Genomic DNA, 14,954 nt, shown 5'->3' on the forward strand with positions numbered 1-14,954 from the left:
CCTTCTGTTGTTAGCCTTCGTCTTTTTTGTCGTCAACCAGCGGGCTGGCGTCAAGTTCGGCCTTGATCTCTTCTTCCGGGAGCGGTGCAGGCTCTGCGTCCGGCGTCACGAAAGGTTCAGTCGAGACCGCCAGCGGCTGGCCGAGTTTGGTGACTGACAGGCTCTGGAGCTGTTCAGCCAGCTTCACTTTGCCAGGGGCAAAGAGGTTGATAACCGTGGAACCCAGCTTGAAGCGACCCATCTCCTGGCCTTTCAGCAGAGCGACTGCGCCTTCTTCTTCACCGGCAGGCCAGGTCCAGCGTTTGATCACGCCTTCACGTGGTGGGGTGATGGTTCCAGCCCAGACCGTTTCGATGCTGCCGACAATCGTTGCACCCACCAGAATCTGCGCCATTGGGCCAAATTCAGTATCAAACAGGCAGATGACGCGTTCGTTACGCGCAAACAGGTTGGGAACGTTTTGCGCGGTCAGGTGGTTCACGGAGAACAGATCGCCCGGCACGTAGATCATTTCACGCAGGATCCCGTTGCACGGCATGTGCACGCGGTGATAGTCACGCGGAGAGAGATAGGTGGTGGCGAAGGTACCGTTGCGGAACAGATCCGCCATCAGGTAGTTACCCGCCAGCAGCGCTTCCAGGCTGTAGTTGTGGCCTTTTGCCTGCAGGATTTTGTCGTCTTCGATGTTACCCAACTGGCTAATTACGCCATCCGCAGGCATGACCAGCACGTTAGGATCGGTATCAACCGGGCGGACTTCGTCGCGCAGTGGGCGCACGAAGAATTCGTTGAAGGTGCGATAGCTGGCGGTATCTGGCTTCTGCGCCTCTTTCATGTCGACCTTGTAATATTTTACGAAAAGGTCGATGACCAGTTTGGTCAGCCAGCCCGCTCGTTTGCTCGCGCCCCAGCCCGCCAGGCGAGTGAGCCACAGTTTTGGCAGTATGTATTGAAGCGAAAGTTTAAATGCGTTTAACAAGGTAGCCTCCAGGCCATTTTTTGTCGTTCCTGATCCGGCTGTAATCAGCCGGAACCTGAAAAAAGGGGACGATTTTAGCGATGCTTAGCTTAGTTGTCAGTTATCAGAATCAGAAAAGTTTTTACGCGTTTTTACCTGATCCATGCTCTCAAGAATGCGGTGGTAGTTATCAAAGCGGGTCTCCGCAATCTCACCTTTCTCGACCGCTTCGCGGATGGCACAGCCCGGGTCGTTATCGTGTTTACAGTCCCGGTATTTACAAGCCCCTAAATAGTCATGGAATTCGACAAATCCGTTGAAGATTTGTTCCGGCTCAAGGTGCCACAAACCGAATTCGCGCACGCCCGGAGAGTCAATCACATCGCCGCCATGCGGGAAGTGGTAGAGACGAGAAGCGGTAGTGGTGTGCTGGCCCAGGCCCGAGACATCAGAGACATCGTTAGTCAGAATTTCTTGCTGGAGACCGAGAAGATTATTCAGCAGGCTGGATTTCCCCACGCCGGACTGACCCGCAAAGATACTGATGCGCCCGGTCAGCGCTTCTTCTAAGGGTTTCAGGCCATCTTTGGTGTAGCTGGAGACCATCAGCACGCGATAACCGATCTTGCGGTAGATATCCATCTGCTCATTCACGAAGTCCATACCTTCATCATCCAGCAGATCGATCTTGTTCAGAACAATGATTGGCTCAACCTGTAACGTTTCGCAGGCAACAAGGTAGCGGTCGATAATATTGAGCGACAGCTCGGGCAAAATCGCCGAGACGATGACGATCTGGTTGATATTGGCGGCAATGGGTTTTACCCCGTCGTAGAAATCGGGACGGGTAAGTACCGACGTGCGCTCGTGAACCGCTTCAACGATACCTTTGACCGTTACGCCTTCCGCCGCCTCTTTACCTGGACGCCAGACAACGCGATCGCCGGTGACCAGCGAACGAATAGTCCGTCGAATGTTGCAACGGTGGATCTCACCGTCGGCGGATTCCACGTCGGCATGCATACCGAAACGGCTGATGACGACGCCTTCCGTCGGCTCACCAAACAGGTTGTCGTCGTAATCGACCTTCTCCGAAGTGGTTTTAAGGCGGCGCTGGTGATTGGCATTCACGCGGCGCTGCTGCCCTTTGGAGAGTTTATTTTTACTCAATCGCGCTGGCTCCTGGTCGCCCGTAAGGGGCAAAACCTCTATGATACACTCTAATTAATACTAGTTAACCTGCTACAGCCGGTTATGCGAGAAGGGTGGAAAATAACATGAGCGCGGATGAAAACAACCTGATTTGGATCGATCTTGAAATGACCGGGCTGGATCCCGAGCGCGATCGCATTATTGAGATTGCCACGCTGGTCACCGATGCAAACCTGAATATTCTGGCGGAAGGGCCAACCATTGCGGTGCACCAGTCCGACGATCAGCTGGCGTTGATGGATGAGTGGAACGTGCGTACCCACACCGGCAGCGGGTTGGTTGAACGGGTGAAGGCGAGCACGATGGGCGACCGCGAGGCGGAGCTGGCGACGCTTGAGTTTCTGAAACAGTGGGTCCCGGCGGGCAAATCCCCTATCTGCGGTAATAGCATTGGCCAGGATCGTCGTTTCTTGTTTAAGTACATGCCGGAGCTGGAGTCTTACTTCCACTACCGTTATCTGGACGTGAGCACCCTTAAAGAGCTGGCGCGCCGCTGGAAACCCGAAATCCTCGATGGCTTTAAAAAGCAGGGTACGCATCAGGCGATGGACGATATCCGTGAGTCCGTCGCGGAGCTGGCGTACTATCGCGAAAACTTTATTAAGCTGTGATTTTGAGACCTGGCGCCTTGCGTGGCCGGGTTTTTGTCGTTAAATTGTTCAGCTTGCCGATTAAATAAGCACTTGAACTGATTTTCGAAAAAATCGCGTTGAGGGGGGTTGCAGCTAAAAGGATTTCTCGTATAATGCGCCTCCCGTAACGACAGAGAAATACGCGTTACGACAGCAACAAAAGCAGTACAAATTTGCGGGAATAGCTCAGTTGGTAGAGCACGACCTTGCCAAGGTCGGGGTCGCGAGTTCGAGTCTCGTTTCCCGCTCCAAAATTTGAAAAGTATCGCAAGATACGCCAGCACCAGAACGCCCAAGCGGGAATAGCTCAGTTGGTAGAGCACGACCTTGCCAAGGTCGGGGTCGCGAGTTCGAGTCTCGTTTCCCGCTCCAAAATTTGAAAGTATCGCAAGATACGCACAGCTTCAGAACACCCAAGCGGGAATAGCTCAGTTGGTAGAGCACGACCTTGCCAAGGTCGGGGTCGCGAGTTCGAGTCTCGTTTCCCGCTCCAAATTCTTCTTGATATCAAAAATATCCACAGCGATAAGATGCGTTGGGGACGTTTTCTATTACTTCCGAAATACTCTTGTAAACAGAGTTATCCACAGATTTTGGGTATGACCGAAACCGTGTGAAAAGTTAGCAGGGTGAATAGTATCTCTGTAACTTACTGTATATGCTTGAGAAAATTTGATTTCAAAATGTTATTGAGATCACTTGACCTCATCTCCAGCCCTGATGCTGCTTGAGTTTGTAATTTTATTCACAGGCTGTGAATAGTTCACGCATCCCGCGGAAGCCCTTTTTCTATCACCCTCACCAGGCGTTGTTTTTGCGGTGGTTGTACCTCAACCACGCAGGCATTTCGCTTCTCGATTTGCTGCGCAATCGCCCACTCTATGTGTTCATCGAGAAGTGGGTGCTCACCTCTACGGCTCTCAAGCGCCCGGATATTCGCTTCATCCCACGGGGCATTTCCCAGCGCAACGGCGACATTACGCAGCCAGCGAAGATGGCCAATACGACGAATGGCCGAACCTTCCGTCACTTTCAGGAACCAGGCTTCACTCCATGCGAACAGTTCAATGAGCTGTGGCGCATGCAGCGCCTTACGCGGGCTAAAATCTTCTTCGTCCGTGAGCTGCGAGTAGCGGTTCCACGGGCAAATTAACTGGCAGTCGTCGCAGCCGTAGATGCGATTGCCAATAAGTGGTCGGAATTCTTCAGGGATCGCCCCTTCCAGTTCGATGGTGAGGTAAGAGATGCAGCGTCGGGCATCCACCGTATAGGGCTCAACGATAGCGCCGGTTGGGCAGATAGTCATACAGGCCACGCAGCGCCCACAACCTTCTTCTACCGGGCCGTCTACCGGCAGCGGTAAATCAATCAGCAGTTCACCAAGGAAAAAGAACGATCCGGCGTCGCGGCTCAGAATAAGTGAGTGCTTACCAGTCCAGCCAAGCCCGGCTTTTTCAGCGATAGGGCGCTCAAGAACAGGCGCGGAGTCGACAAACGGTCTAAAATTCAGCGAAACACAGTGCTGCTGAATAGTTTCGCCGAGTTTTTTTAGTCGGTTACGCAGAAGCTTATGGTAATCACGCCCCAGGGCATACCGGCTAACGTAACCGAGAGAGGGATTTTTTAACGTACGCGCAAAAGCCGCGTTGGCGGGAAGATAATTCATGCGTACGCTGATAACGCGTAACGTACCCGGCAACAGCTTGTGTGGACGGGCCCGCATCATGCCGTGACGCGCCATCCACTCCATTTCGCCGTGGTATTGTTTATCCAGCCAGGCCTGCAGTTTTGGCTCGCTGGCGGAGAGATCGGTGTCGGTGATCCCCACCTTCTGGAAGCCCAGTTCAGCACCCCACTGTTTTATTTTTTGCGCTAACTGATTGAGATCGAGGGGCTGTGACATGACGGACCATACTGTGAAGAAAAACCCCGCAAGTATACCACATTCCATCTGGCATGCGGATGACCTCAGACGCGCCGAAAAAGAGGCTGCAGACAGTCTTGGCATTACCCTTTATGAGCTCATGCAGCGGGCGGGCGAGGCGGCATTCAACATTGCCCGTAGTGCGTATCCGCAATCCGGCCACTGGCTCATTTTATGCGGACACGGCAATAACGGCGGCGATGGTTACGTTGTCGCCCGGCTGGCGGTCGCGGCAGGTCTCCGCGTTACGTTACTGGCGCTGGAGAGCGATAAGCCGCTGCCGGAAGAAGCCAGCGCCGCGCGGGAAGCCTGGCTGAATGCAGGCGGAGTGATTCATGCATCCGATATCGTCTGGCCAGAAGATGTTGATCTGATTGTTGATGGTCTGCTGGGCACGGGGTTACGTAGTGCGCCCCGTGATAACGTAGCCGCTCTGATTGCGCGCGCCAATGCCCATACCGCGCCGGTGGTGGCGCTGGATATTCCCTCTGGTCTGATGGCAGAAAGCGGTGCGACACCGGGAGCGGTGATCCAGGCCACGCATACCGTCACGTTTATTGCCCTGAAGCCCGGGTTACTCACCGGGAAAGCGAGGGATGTGGTGGGCTCGTTGCACCATAACGCCCTGGGGCTGGAGAGCTGGCTTGCCGGGCAGGAGACACACCTTTCCCGCTTTGATGCTACTCAACTTAGCCACTGGCTGCCGCCACGTCGGCCAACGTCGCACAAGGGCGACCACGGCAGGCTGGTCATCATTGGCGGCGATCACGGCACGGCCGGCGCTATCCGGATGACGGGGGAAGCTGCGTTGCGTAGCGGCGCGGGGCTGGTCCGGGTGCTGACGCGCAGTGAAAATATCCCGCCCATTATTACGGCCCGACCAGAGCTGATGGTGCATGAGCTTACGCCGCAGACCCTTGAAGAGAGTCTTGAGTGGGCGGATGTGGTGGTGATTGGCCCGGGACTCGGGCAACAGGCCTGGGGTAAGCAGGCGCTGCAAAAGGTCGAGAATTTTCGTAAACCGATGCTCTGGGATGCCGATGCGCTGAACCTTCTGGCAATCAACCCGGATAAGCGTCACAATCGCATCCTGACGCCACACCCCGGCGAAGCCGCGCGGCTGCTTAACTGCAGCGTGGCAGAAATTGAAAGCGATCGCTTACTTTCTGCTCGCCGTCTGGTAAAACGTTACGGAGGTGTTGCCGTTCTCAAAGGGGCGGGAACCGTCATCGCAAGCGATGAGGCACTGGGCATTATTGATGCCGGAAATGCGGGCATGGCGAGTGGCGGAATGGGCGATGTGCTTTCAGGCATCATCTGCGCATTGCTCGGGCAGAAACTTCCCCTTTATGATGCAGCCTGTGCCGGCTGCGTGGCTCACGGTGCGGCGGCTGACAGCCTGGCTGCACGGTATGGCACACGCGGTATGCTGGCCACCGATCTTTTTTGCACGCTGCGGCGTGTTGTTAACCCGGATGTGATTGACGTAGAAAATGACTAATCGAGCGATTCCTTTACCTGATGAACAAGCCACTTTAGAACTCGGCAAGCGCGTGGCGCAGGCCTGTCAGGGGGCGACTGTCATTTATCTTTATGGTGATTTAGGTGCGGGTAAAACCACCTTCAGCCGGGGTTTTCTGCAGGCGTTAGGCCATAACGGGAATGTGAAAAGCCCAACCTACACGCTGGTAGAGCCGTACACTCTTGAAAATCTCATGGTGTATCACTTCGATTTATACCGACTTGCGGATCCTGAGGAGCTGGAATTTATGGGGATCCGTGATTATTTTGCCAATGATGCCATCTGCCTGGTGGAGTGGCCGCAACAAGGTGCGGGTGTGTTGCCTGACCCGGATGTCGAAATTCACTTAGATTACCAGGCACAAGGGCGTGAGGCGCGCATCAGTGCTGTTTCCTCATCAGGCAGTTCCTTACTGGCGCGTTTAGCCGGTTGAGCGTAGGGATGACGGGATGATAAATCGCGTTAAAGGTTGGTTATTGGCTGCCACGGTGCTGCTGTGCGCGCAGGCTGGTGCGGCAAGCCTCTCGGATATTCAGGTGTCGAACGGGGAGAGTCAGGCCCGGATCACGTTCAGTTTTATGGGCGACCCTGAATATGCTTTTTCTCAACCAGACAGCCGCAGCGTGGCGCTGGATATCAAACAGACGGGTGTGATCCAGGGGTTGCCCTTGCAGTTCAGCGGTAACAACCTGGTCAAAAGTATTCGTTCCGGCACGCCAAAAGACAGTCAGTCATTGCGCCTGGTGGTCGATCTGACCGAAAAGGGTAAAACGCGGGCGGTGAAGCAGCAAAACGGCGCGAATTATACGGTGGTCTTTACCATCAATGCCGATGCGCCTCCGCCACCGCCGCCGGTTGTGGCGAAACGGGTGGAAGAGCCGGTTTATACCCCGCGCCCGTCTGAACCTGCGCGTAATCCGTTTAAAACCGACAACGATCGCATCACCGGCGTCACCAGCAGTAATACCGTGACGCGCCCGGCGGCCAGCGCGCGTCGGGTGGTCAGCGGTGATAAAGTGATTATCGCCATTGATGCCGGTCATGGCGGGCAGGATCCTGGTGCAATTGGTCCAGGTGGTACGCGCGAGAAAAACGTGACCATCGCCATTGCCCGTAAGCTACGGACGCTGTTGAACGATGACCCGATGTTTAAAGGCGTATTGACCCGTGACGGCGATTATTTTATCTCCGTGATGGGACGCTCAGACGTGGCGCGTAAACAAAATGCTAACTTCCTGGTCTCCATTCATGCGGATGCCGCACCAAACCGTAACGCCACGGGGGCATCGGTGTGGGTGCTGTCAAACCGTCGGGCGAACAGTGAAATGGCTAACTGGCTTGAAGAGCATGAGAAGCAGTCCGAACTGTTGGGTGGTGCGGGCGATGTGCTGGCCAACAGCCAGTCTGACCCGTATCTCAGCCAGGCGGTGCTCGATTTACAGTTCGGTCATTCTCAGCGCGTCGGGTATGATGTCGCCACCAACGTACTGAATCAGCTACAAGGCATCGGGGCATTGCATAAACGCCGTCCGGAGCATGCGAGCCTTGGGGTTCTGCGTTCGCCGGACATTCCATCGATCCTCGTGGAAACGGGCTTTATCAGTAATAACAGCGAAGAGCGTTTGCTGGGCAGCGACAGCTATCAGCAGCAAATTGCCGAAGCGATTTATAACGGTCTGCGTAAATACTTTGAGGCTCATCCGCTGCAGTCTGCGCCGCAGGGCGGTGCAGCCCAGACGGCCAGCGCTGTGCTGCCGGGTGAGATGACCGCGACCAACTAAGGAGAATTCATGCCGATTCAGGTTCTACCGCCGCAGCTTGCGAACCAAATCGCCGCCGGTGAGGTGGTGGAGCGCCCTGCGTCGGTGGTGAAGGAGCTGGTCGAAAACAGTCTTGATGCGGGAGCTACCCGCATCGATATTGATATCGAACGTGGTGGCGCAAAGCTGATTCGCATTCGGGACAACGGGTGCGGTATCAAAAAAGAGGAGCTGGCGCTGGCGCTGGCGCGTCACGCGACCAGTAAAATCGCCTCTCTGGACGACCTGGAAGCGATCATCAGCCTCGGGTTTCGCGGCGAGGCGCTGGCCAGTATCAGCTCGGTTTCCCGTTTAACGCTAACCTCCCGTACGGCCGAACAGCAGGAAGCCTGGCAGGCCTATGCCGAAGGGCGCGATATGGACGTCACGATTAAACCTGCGGCGCATCCTGTTGGCACGACGCTCGAAGTATTGGATCTCTTCTACAACACTCCCGCCCGCCGTAAGTTTATGCGCACCGAGAAGACCGAATTCGGCCATATCGATGAGATCATCCGCCGTATCGCGCTGGCGCGTTTCGATGTCACCATCAACCTCAGCCACAACGGCAAGGTGATGCGCCAGTACCGCGCAGTAGCGGAGGGCGGGCAGAAAGAGCGTCGTCTGGGGGCAATCTGCGGTACGCCGTTTCTGGAACAGGCGCTGGCCATTGAATGGCAGCACGGTGATTTGGCCTTACGCGGTTGGGTTGCCGACCCGAACGCCAGCAGCGCCGCCTTCGCGGAGATCCAGTATTGCTACGTAAACGGCCGCATGATGCGCGACCGTCTGATCAACCACGCCATTCGTCAGGCCTGTGAAGATAAGCTCGGCGCGGATCAGCAGCCTGCGTTTGTGCTTTATCTGGAAATCGACCCGCATCAGGTTGATGTTAACGTCCATCCTGCCAAGCATGAAGTTCGGTTCCATCAGTCGCGGCTGGTGCACGATTTCATCTATCAGGGCGTGCTGAGCGTTTTGCAGCAGCAGGTTGAACCCACGCTGCCGCTGGAAAAAGAAGAGCCCGCTCCGCGTCCAATACCGGAAAACCGTGTTGCGGCGGGGCGTAACCATTTTGCCGAGCCCGCTGTCGCGCGTGAACCGGAAGCGCCACGTTTCTCGTCGGCAGGAAGCGCGCCGCGACCCACCGGTGCGAACTATCCCAACGCTCAGCCCGGCTATCAAAAGCAGCAGGGGGCGTTGTACCGTAAACTGCTGGAAACCCCCGCAGTCACGCGTAAAGAGCACAGTGAGGTACAAGCGCCTTCGCTGGAAGGGCATAGTCAGAGCTTTGGCCGGGTGCTGACGATTATTGCGCCGGATATGGCGTTACTCGAACGCGAGGGCAAGCTCATGCTCCTGGCCCTGCCGGTTGCTGAACGCTGGCTAAAACAGGTGCAACTGACCCCAGGAGAAAACGCGGCTTGTGCGCAACCGCTTTTGATCCCGGTTCGACTAAAAATATCCACTGAAGAAACAAGGGTACTGCAGCGCGCAGAGGCCCAACTGGCGCAGATGGGGATTGAAATGGTACTGGAATCACAGCATGTGACAATTCGCGCAGTGCCTTTACCCTTACGCCAACAAAATTTACAAAACTTGATTCCTGAACTGATAGGCTACCTGGCGCAACAAACAACGTTTGATGCCGCCAACACCGCGCAGTGGATCGCCCGCCATTTGGCCAGCGAACATACACCGTGGAGTATGGCGCAGGCGATTAGCGTGCTGGCAGAGGTGGAACGCCTTTGCCCGCATCTGGTGAAAGCACCGCCGGGTGGATTATTACAACCTGTTGATTTACAAACGGCGATGACTGCCCTTAAAGATGATTGATGTCAGTAAGGCGAGCCTGCCTAAGGCGATTTTTTTGATGGGCCCTACGGCCTCCGGCAAAACGGCGTTAGCCATTGAGCTACGTAAAGTTTTGCCCGTAGAGTTGATTAGTGTCGATTCTGCCCTCATCTACCGAGGAATGGACATTGGCACGGCGAAGCCCGACGCAGCCGAACTGCGCGCGGCTCCGCATCGTTTGCTGGACATTCTCGACCCGGCGCAGGCCTACTCCGCAGCGGATTTTCGCCGCGATGCCTTAGCCGAGATGGCCGAGATAACGGCGGCGGGACGTATACCGCTGTTGGTTGGCGGCACCATGCTCTATTTCAAGGCGTTGCTGGAGGGGCTCTCTCCTCTGCCATCGGCGGACCCTGAAATAAGAGCAAAAATTGAACAGCAGGCGGCAGAGCAGGGATGGGACGTTTTGCATCAGCAACTGGCAGAGATTGACCCGGTTGCCGCAGCACGGATCCATCCAAATGATCCGCAAAGGCTTTCCCGGGCACTGGAAGTTTTTTTCATTTCGGGTAAAACTTTAACGGAACTGACGCAAACGTCAGGAGACGCTCTGCCGTATCAGGTGCATCAGTTCGCTATCGCCCCGGCGAGCCGTGAACTGCTCCATCAACGAATTGAGCAGCGTTTTCATCAGATGTTGGCTTCAGATTTTGAAGCAGAAGTGCGGGCGTTATTTGCCCGTGGAGATTTGCATACGGACATGCCTTCCGTTCGTTGTGTGGGATACCGCCAGATGTGGTCATATCTTGAAGGCGAGATTTCATATGATGAAATGGTTTATAGAGGTGTTTGCGCCACGAGACAGTTAGCGAAGCGCCAGATCACCTGGTTGCGCGGTTGGGAAGGGGTTCACTGGTTAGACAGCGAAAAACCGCAACAGGCGCTAAACGAAGTGATTGAGGTTATTGGTGATATCGCTCACTGAATGTGTACAATTGAGACGTATCGTGCGCAATTTTTCAGAATCGCAAGGTTCTAAGTACAAAACAAGCATATAAGGAAAAGATAGAATGGCTAAGGGGCAATCTTTACAAGATCCGTTCCTGAACGCATTGCGTCGGGAACGTGTTCCAGTTTCTATTTATTTGGTGAATGGTATTAAGCTGCAAGGTCAGATTGAGTCTTTCGATCAGTTCGTGATCCTGTTGAAAAACACGGTCAGCCAGATGGTCTACAAGCACGCTATTTCTACTGTTGTTCCGTCCCGTCCGGTATCTCATCACAGCAATAACGCTGGCGGCGGCACTGGTAGTAACTACCATCATGGCAGCAACGCGCAGGGTTCTTCTGCTCCTGCGCAGGACAGCGACGAGACCGAATAAGGTTTCGCACTGTTATCCACACGGGGAGCCAGGGATCCTGCGTTCCCCGCTGATATTTTTAGAGGGTTTTACGCTTGTTTGACCGTTATGATGCCGGTGAGCAGGCGGTGCTGGTACACATCTATTTTTCGCAAGACAAAGATATGGAAGACCTCCAGGAGTTTGAATCTCTGGTCTCTTCCGCCGGTGTCGAAGCAATGCAGGTGATTACCGGTAGCCGTAAAGCGCCGCACCCAAAGTATTTTGTTGGTGAAGGTAAAGCAGTAGAAATTGCGGATGCCGTAAAAGCAACCGGTGCGTCAGTCGTGTTGTTTGATCATGCGCTGTCTCCGGCTCAGGAGCGTAACCTGGAAGCGCTTTGCGAATGCCGTGTTATCGATCGCACGGGGTTGATTTTAGATATTTTTGCTCAGCGTGCACGTACCCACGAGGGTAAGCTGCAGGTTGAGCTGGCGCAGCTGCGCCATCTGGCCACGCGTCTTGTACGTGGCTGGACCCACCTTGAACGACAAAAAGGCGGGATTGGTTTGCGCGGTCCGGGTGAAACCCAGCTCGAAACCGACCGCCGTTTGCTGCGCGGCCGTATTACTCAGATCCTCTCTCGTCTGGAAAGAGTCGAGAAACAGCGTGAGCAGGGACGTCGGGCGCGTACGAAAGCCGACATCCCGACGGTGTCGCTGGTGGGGTATACCAACGCCGGTAAATCCACCCTGTTTAACCAGATTACCGAGGCCCAGGTCTATGCCGCAGACCAGCTGTTTGCGACCCTGGACCCAACGTTGCGTCGTATCGATGTGGCGGATGTGGGTGAAACCGTGCTGGCGGATACCGTAGGGTTTATCCGCCACCTGCCGCATGATCTGGTGGCCGCGTTTAAAGCCACCCTGCAGGAGACGCGTCAGGCGACCCTGCTGCTGCACGTGATTGATGCTGCAGATGTCCGCGTGCAGGAAAACATCGACGCGGTGAATGTGGTGCTCGAAGAGATCGAGGCCCACGAGATCCCAACGCTGTTGGTGATGAACAAGATCGACATGCTGGATGATTTTGAGCCGCGTATCGATCGTGATGAAGAGAACAAACCAATTCGGGTCTGGCTTTCCGCCCAGACCGGTATTGGCGTGCCACTGCTTTTCCAGGCTTTGACAGAACGTCTTTCCGGTGAGGTAGCCCAGCACACGCTGCGACTGCCTCCACAGGAAGGCAGGCTGCGCAGCCGGTTTTATCAGCTTCAGGCGATAGAAAAAGAGTGGATGGAGGATGACGGCAGCGTGGGGATGCAGGTGCGTATGCCGATCGTTGACTGGCGTCGCCTCTGTAAACAAGAACCTGCGCTGGTCGACTATATCGTCTGATCGGAAAGGGGATGCCTGAATAATTCGCCCTTGCATAACAAATATGGAGCATATACATGGCGTGGAATCAGCCCGGTAATAACGGACAGGACCGCGACCCGTGGGGAAGCAGCAATAATCAAGGCGGCAACTCTGGGGGAAATGGCAACAAAGGTGGTCGCGATCAGGGGCCGCCGGATCTGGATGATATCTTCCGCAAGCTAAGCAAGAAGCTTGGTGGGCTTGGTGGAGGAAAAGGGTCTGGCTCGGGTGGCAATTCTACCCAGGGCCCGCGCCCGCAAATGGGTGGTCGCATCGTGGGCATTGTGGCCGCTGCCGTGGTCATCATCTGGGCTGCCAGCGGGTTCTACACCATTAAAGAAGCCGAGCGCGGCGTGGTCACCCGTTTTGGTAAGTTCAGCCATCTGGTTGAGCCGGGCCTGAACTGGAAACCGACCTTCATTGACGACGTCACTGCTGTGAACGTGGAGTCGGTGCGTGAGCTGGCCGCTTCCGGCGTGATGCTGACCTCTGATGAGAACGTAGTGCGCGTTGAGATGAACGTGCAATATCGTGTTACGGACCCAGAACGTTATCTGTTTAGCGTGACCAGTGCCGATGACAGCCTGCGTCAGGCGACCGACAGCGCCCTGCGTGGTGTGATCGGTAAATACACCATGGACCGCATTCTGACTGAAGGTCGTACCGTTATTCGTAGCGATACCCAGCGTGAGCTGGAAGAGACCATTCGTCCGTACAACATGGGTATCACCCTGCTGGACGTCAACTTCCAGGCTGCTCGTCCGCCGGAAGAGGTGAAAGCCGCGTTTGATGACGCGATTGCCGCGCGTGAGAACGAACAGCAGTACATCCGTGAAGCGGAAGCGTACGCCAACGAAGTTCAGCCACGTGCTAACGGTCAGGCGCAGCGTATTCTTGAAGAAGCACGCGCGTATAAGACCCAGACCATCCTGGAAGCGCAGGGTGAAGTGGCACGTTTCGCGAAAATCCTGCCGGAATATAAAGCGGCTCCGGAAATTACCCGCGAGCGTCTTTATATCGAAACCATGGAAAAAGTGCTGAGCCATACACGTAAAGTGCTGGTTAACGACAGCAAAGGTGGAAACCTGATGGTACTGCCGCTGGATCAGATGCTGAAAGGCGGTTCTGCACCGGCAGCAAAAGACAACAGCGGTGCGAATAACCTGCTGCGTCTGCCACCTGCATCGTCCGGTAGCTCCAGCGCAACAACCACGCCTTCTTCGAACGATGGTGACATTATGGACCAACGCCGTGCTAACGCGCAGCGTAACGACTACCAGCGTCAGGGGGAATAAGGATGCGTAAGTCAGTTATTGCGATCATCGTCATCGTACTGGTCGTACTTTATACCTCTATCTTTGTGGTGAAAGAGGGCGAGCGCGGGATTAAGTTCCAGTTCAGCAGCGTCGTCCGTGACAGTGACAAGCGTCCGGTGATTTATGAGCCGGGTCTGCACTTCAAGGTTCCTTTTATCCAGTCAGTGAAGACGCTTGATGCGCGTATCCAGACCATGGATAACCAGGCCGACCGTTTCGTGACTAAAGAGAAGAAAGACCTGATCGTTGACTCTTATATCAAGTGGCGTATCAGTGATTTCAGCCGTTACTTCCTGGCAACGGGCGGCGGTGATGTTTCTCAGGCGGAAGTGCTGTTGAAACGTAAATTCTCTGACCGTCTGCGTTCTGAAATTGGTCGTCTGGATGTGAAAGACATCGTGACCGACTCTCGTGGTCGTCTGACGCTGGAAGTGCGCGATGCGCTGAACTCCGGCACCGCGGGTACGGAAGACGAAGTTGAAACGCCAGCAGCGGACGATGCAATTGCTAAAGCGGCGGAACGTGTTCAGGCTGAAACCAATGGTAAAGTGCCTGTAATCAACCCGAACAGTATGGCTGCGCTGGGTATCGAAGTGGTGGATGTGCGTATTAAGCAGATCAACCTGCCGGCGGAAGTGTCTGAGGCGATCTACAACCGTATGCGCGCCGAGCGTGAAGCGGTAGCCCGTCGTCACCGTTCACAGGGTCAGGAAGAAGCGGAAAAACTGCGTGCGGCCGCGGACTACGAAGTGACCAAGACGCTGGCGGAATCTGAGCGTCAGGGCCGTATCCTGCGTGGTGAAGGTGATGCGGAAGCCGCGAAACTGTTCGCCGATGCGTTTAGCCAGGATCCAGACTTCTACGCCTTTATCCGTAGCCTGCGTGCTTACGAGAATAGCTTCCAGAGCAACCAGGATGTGATGGTGCTCAGCCCGGACAGCGATTTCTTCCGTTATATGAAGACGCCGACTAACGCAACGCGATAAACTCAGTCTCGTTTGAGTATTCAAACCACCGCTCTTAACGGAGCGGTGGTTTT

Annotated in this window: 13 protein-coding genes and 3 tRNA genes; 13 read left to right on the forward strand and 3 right to left on the reverse strand. The window is 55.1% G+C overall.

The window, feature by feature from the left end:
* Positions 1–10: 10 nt before the first annotated feature.
* Together asd and rsgA are read right to left on the reverse strand one after the other, a co-directional pair.
* Complete coding sequence (gene asd, locus ACQG2G_RS01990) at positions 11–979, reverse strand: archaetidylserine decarboxylase (RefSeq protein WP_013095278.1); 969 nt, start codon at positions 977–979, stop codon at positions 11–13.
* A 96-nt stretch (positions 980–1,075) separates the two neighbouring features.
* A complete protein-coding gene (rsgA, locus tag ACQG2G_RS01995) occupies positions 1,076–2,128 on the reverse strand; it encodes a small ribosomal subunit biogenesis GTPase RsgA (RefSeq protein ID WP_013095279.1) in 1,053 nt (350 codons plus the stop codon).
* A gap of 107 nt (positions 2,129–2,235) precedes the next feature.
* Between rsgA and orn the strand changes: the two genes are divergently transcribed.
* The 4 genes from orn (at position 2,236) to ACQG2G_RS02015 (ending at position 3,295) form a co-directional block, all read left to right on the forward strand.
* Positions 2,236–2,781: an oligoribonuclease gene (orn, locus tag ACQG2G_RS02000; protein WP_013095280.1), complete on the forward strand. Its 546-nt coding sequence runs from the start codon at positions 2,236–2,238 to the stop codon at positions 2,779–2,781.
* Between the two features lie 196 nt (positions 2,782–2,977).
* Positions 2,978–3,053 (forward strand) — tRNA-Gly (locus ACQG2G_RS02005).
* A 45-nt stretch (positions 3,054–3,098) separates the two neighbouring features.
* Positions 3,099–3,174 (forward strand) — tRNA-Gly (locus tag ACQG2G_RS02010).
* A 45-nt stretch (positions 3,175–3,219) separates the two neighbouring features.
* Positions 3,220–3,295 (forward strand) — tRNA-Gly (locus ACQG2G_RS02015).
* Positions 3,296–3,565: 270 nt separating this feature from the next.
* Here the strand turns inward: ACQG2G_RS02015 and queG are convergent.
* The gene (queG, locus tag ACQG2G_RS02020) at positions 3,566–4,705 is read right to left on the reverse strand and encodes a tRNA epoxyqueuosine(34) reductase QueG (protein ID WP_061772277.1); all 1,140 of its coding nucleotides are present in this window, start codon (positions 4,703–4,705) and stop codon (positions 3,566–3,568) included.
* On the opposite strand from queG, the gene nnr reads away from it, so the two are divergent.
* The 9 genes from nnr (at position 4,704) to hflC (ending at position 14,901) form a co-directional block, all read left to right on the forward strand.
* Positions 4,704–6,227 (forward strand): bifunctional ADP-dependent NAD(P)H-hydrate dehydratase/NAD(P)H-hydrate epimerase, encoded by a 1,524-nt coding sequence (nnr, locus tag ACQG2G_RS02025; protein WP_248078795.1) that lies wholly within the window; start codon positions 4,704–4,706, stop codon positions 6,225–6,227. The two genes, queG and nnr, sit on opposite strands and share 2 nt — an antisense overlap.
* A complete protein-coding gene (gene tsaE, locus ACQG2G_RS02030; RefSeq protein ID WP_013095283.1) occupies positions 6,220–6,681 on the forward strand; it encodes a tRNA (adenosine(37)-N6)-threonylcarbamoyltransferase complex ATPase subunit type 1 TsaE in 462 nt (153 codons plus the stop codon). Before nnr ends, tsaE begins: the two co-directional genes overlap by 8 nt.
* A gap of 16 nt (positions 6,682–6,697) precedes the next feature.
* Positions 6,698–8,029, forward strand: a complete 1,332-nt coding sequence (amiB, locus tag ACQG2G_RS02035) for an N-acetylmuramoyl-L-alanine amidase AmiB (RefSeq protein ID WP_020688975.1) — start codon at positions 6,698–6,700, stop codon at positions 8,027–8,029.
* A gap of 9 nt (positions 8,030–8,038) precedes the next feature.
* On the forward strand, positions 8,039–9,883 hold the full coding sequence (gene mutL / locus ACQG2G_RS02040) for a DNA mismatch repair endonuclease MutL (RefSeq protein ID WP_061772495.1): 1,845 nt from the start codon (positions 8,039–8,041) through the stop codon (positions 9,881–9,883).
* Positions 9,876–10,826, forward strand: coding sequence for a tRNA (adenosine(37)-N6)-dimethylallyltransferase MiaA (gene miaA, locus ACQG2G_RS02045; RefSeq protein ID WP_020688973.1), 951 nt, complete (start codon positions 9,876–9,878; stop codon positions 10,824–10,826). Before mutL ends, miaA begins: the two co-directional genes overlap by 8 nt.
* 85 nt (positions 10,827–10,911) lie before the next feature.
* Entirely contained in the window at positions 10,912–11,223 is a 312-nt protein-coding gene (gene hfq / locus ACQG2G_RS02050; protein WP_013095287.1) for an RNA chaperone Hfq, read from the forward strand.
* A 74-nt stretch (positions 11,224–11,297) separates the two neighbouring features.
* Positions 11,298–12,578: a ribosome rescue GTPase HflX gene (hflX, locus tag ACQG2G_RS02055; protein ID WP_013095288.1), complete on the forward strand. Its 1,281-nt coding sequence runs from the start codon at positions 11,298–11,300 to the stop codon at positions 12,576–12,578.
* 56 nt (positions 12,579–12,634) lie between these two features.
* Positions 12,635–13,894, forward strand: coding sequence for an FtsH protease activity modulator HflK (hflK, locus tag ACQG2G_RS02060; RefSeq protein ID WP_013095289.1), 1,260 nt, complete (start codon positions 12,635–12,637; stop codon positions 13,892–13,894).
* A gap of 2 nt (positions 13,895–13,896) precedes the next feature.
* Entirely contained in the window at positions 13,897–14,901 is a 1,005-nt protein-coding gene (gene hflC, locus ACQG2G_RS02065; RefSeq protein ID WP_013095290.1) for a protease modulator HflC, read from the forward strand.
* Positions 14,902–14,954 lie beyond the last annotated feature (53 nt).

Origin of the sequence: Enterobacter cloacae complex sp. 382A5, assembly GCF_050031095.1 — a bacterium.
Lineage (GTDB): Bacteria > Pseudomonadota > Gammaproteobacteria > Enterobacterales > Enterobacteriaceae > Enterobacter > Enterobacter cloacae.

Bases quoted from the DNA above. Each gene is read 5' to 3' on its own strand.
- orn (WP_013095280.1), top strand. From the start codon at position 2,236: ATGAGCGCGGATGAAAACAACCTGATTTGGATCGATCTTGAAATGACC.
- nnr (WP_248078795.1), top strand. From the start codon at position 4,704: ATGACGGACCATACTGTGAAGAAAAACCCCGCAAGTATACCACATTCC.
- queG (WP_061772277.1), bottom strand. From the start codon at position 4,705: ATGTCACAGCCCCTCGATCTCAATCAGTTAGCGCAAAAAATAAAACAG.
- tsaE (WP_013095283.1), top strand. From the start codon at position 6,220: ATGACTAATCGAGCGATTCCTTTACCTGATGAACAAGCCACTTTAGAA.
- amiB (WP_020688975.1), top strand. From the start codon at position 6,698: ATGATAAATCGCGTTAAAGGTTGGTTATTGGCTGCCACGGTGCTGCTG.
- mutL (WP_061772495.1), top strand. From the start codon at position 8,039: ATGCCGATTCAGGTTCTACCGCCGCAGCTTGCGAACCAAATCGCCGCC.
- miaA (WP_020688973.1), top strand. From the start codon at position 9,876: ATGATTGATGTCAGTAAGGCGAGCCTGCCTAAGGCGATTTTTTTGATG.
- hfq (WP_013095287.1), top strand. From the start codon at position 10,912: ATGGCTAAGGGGCAATCTTTACAAGATCCGTTCCTGAACGCATTGCGT.
- hflK (WP_013095289.1), top strand. From the start codon at position 12,635: ATGGCGTGGAATCAGCCCGGTAATAACGGACAGGACCGCGACCCGTGG.
- hflC (WP_013095290.1), top strand. From the start codon at position 13,897: ATGCGTAAGTCAGTTATTGCGATCATCGTCATCGTACTGGTCGTACTT.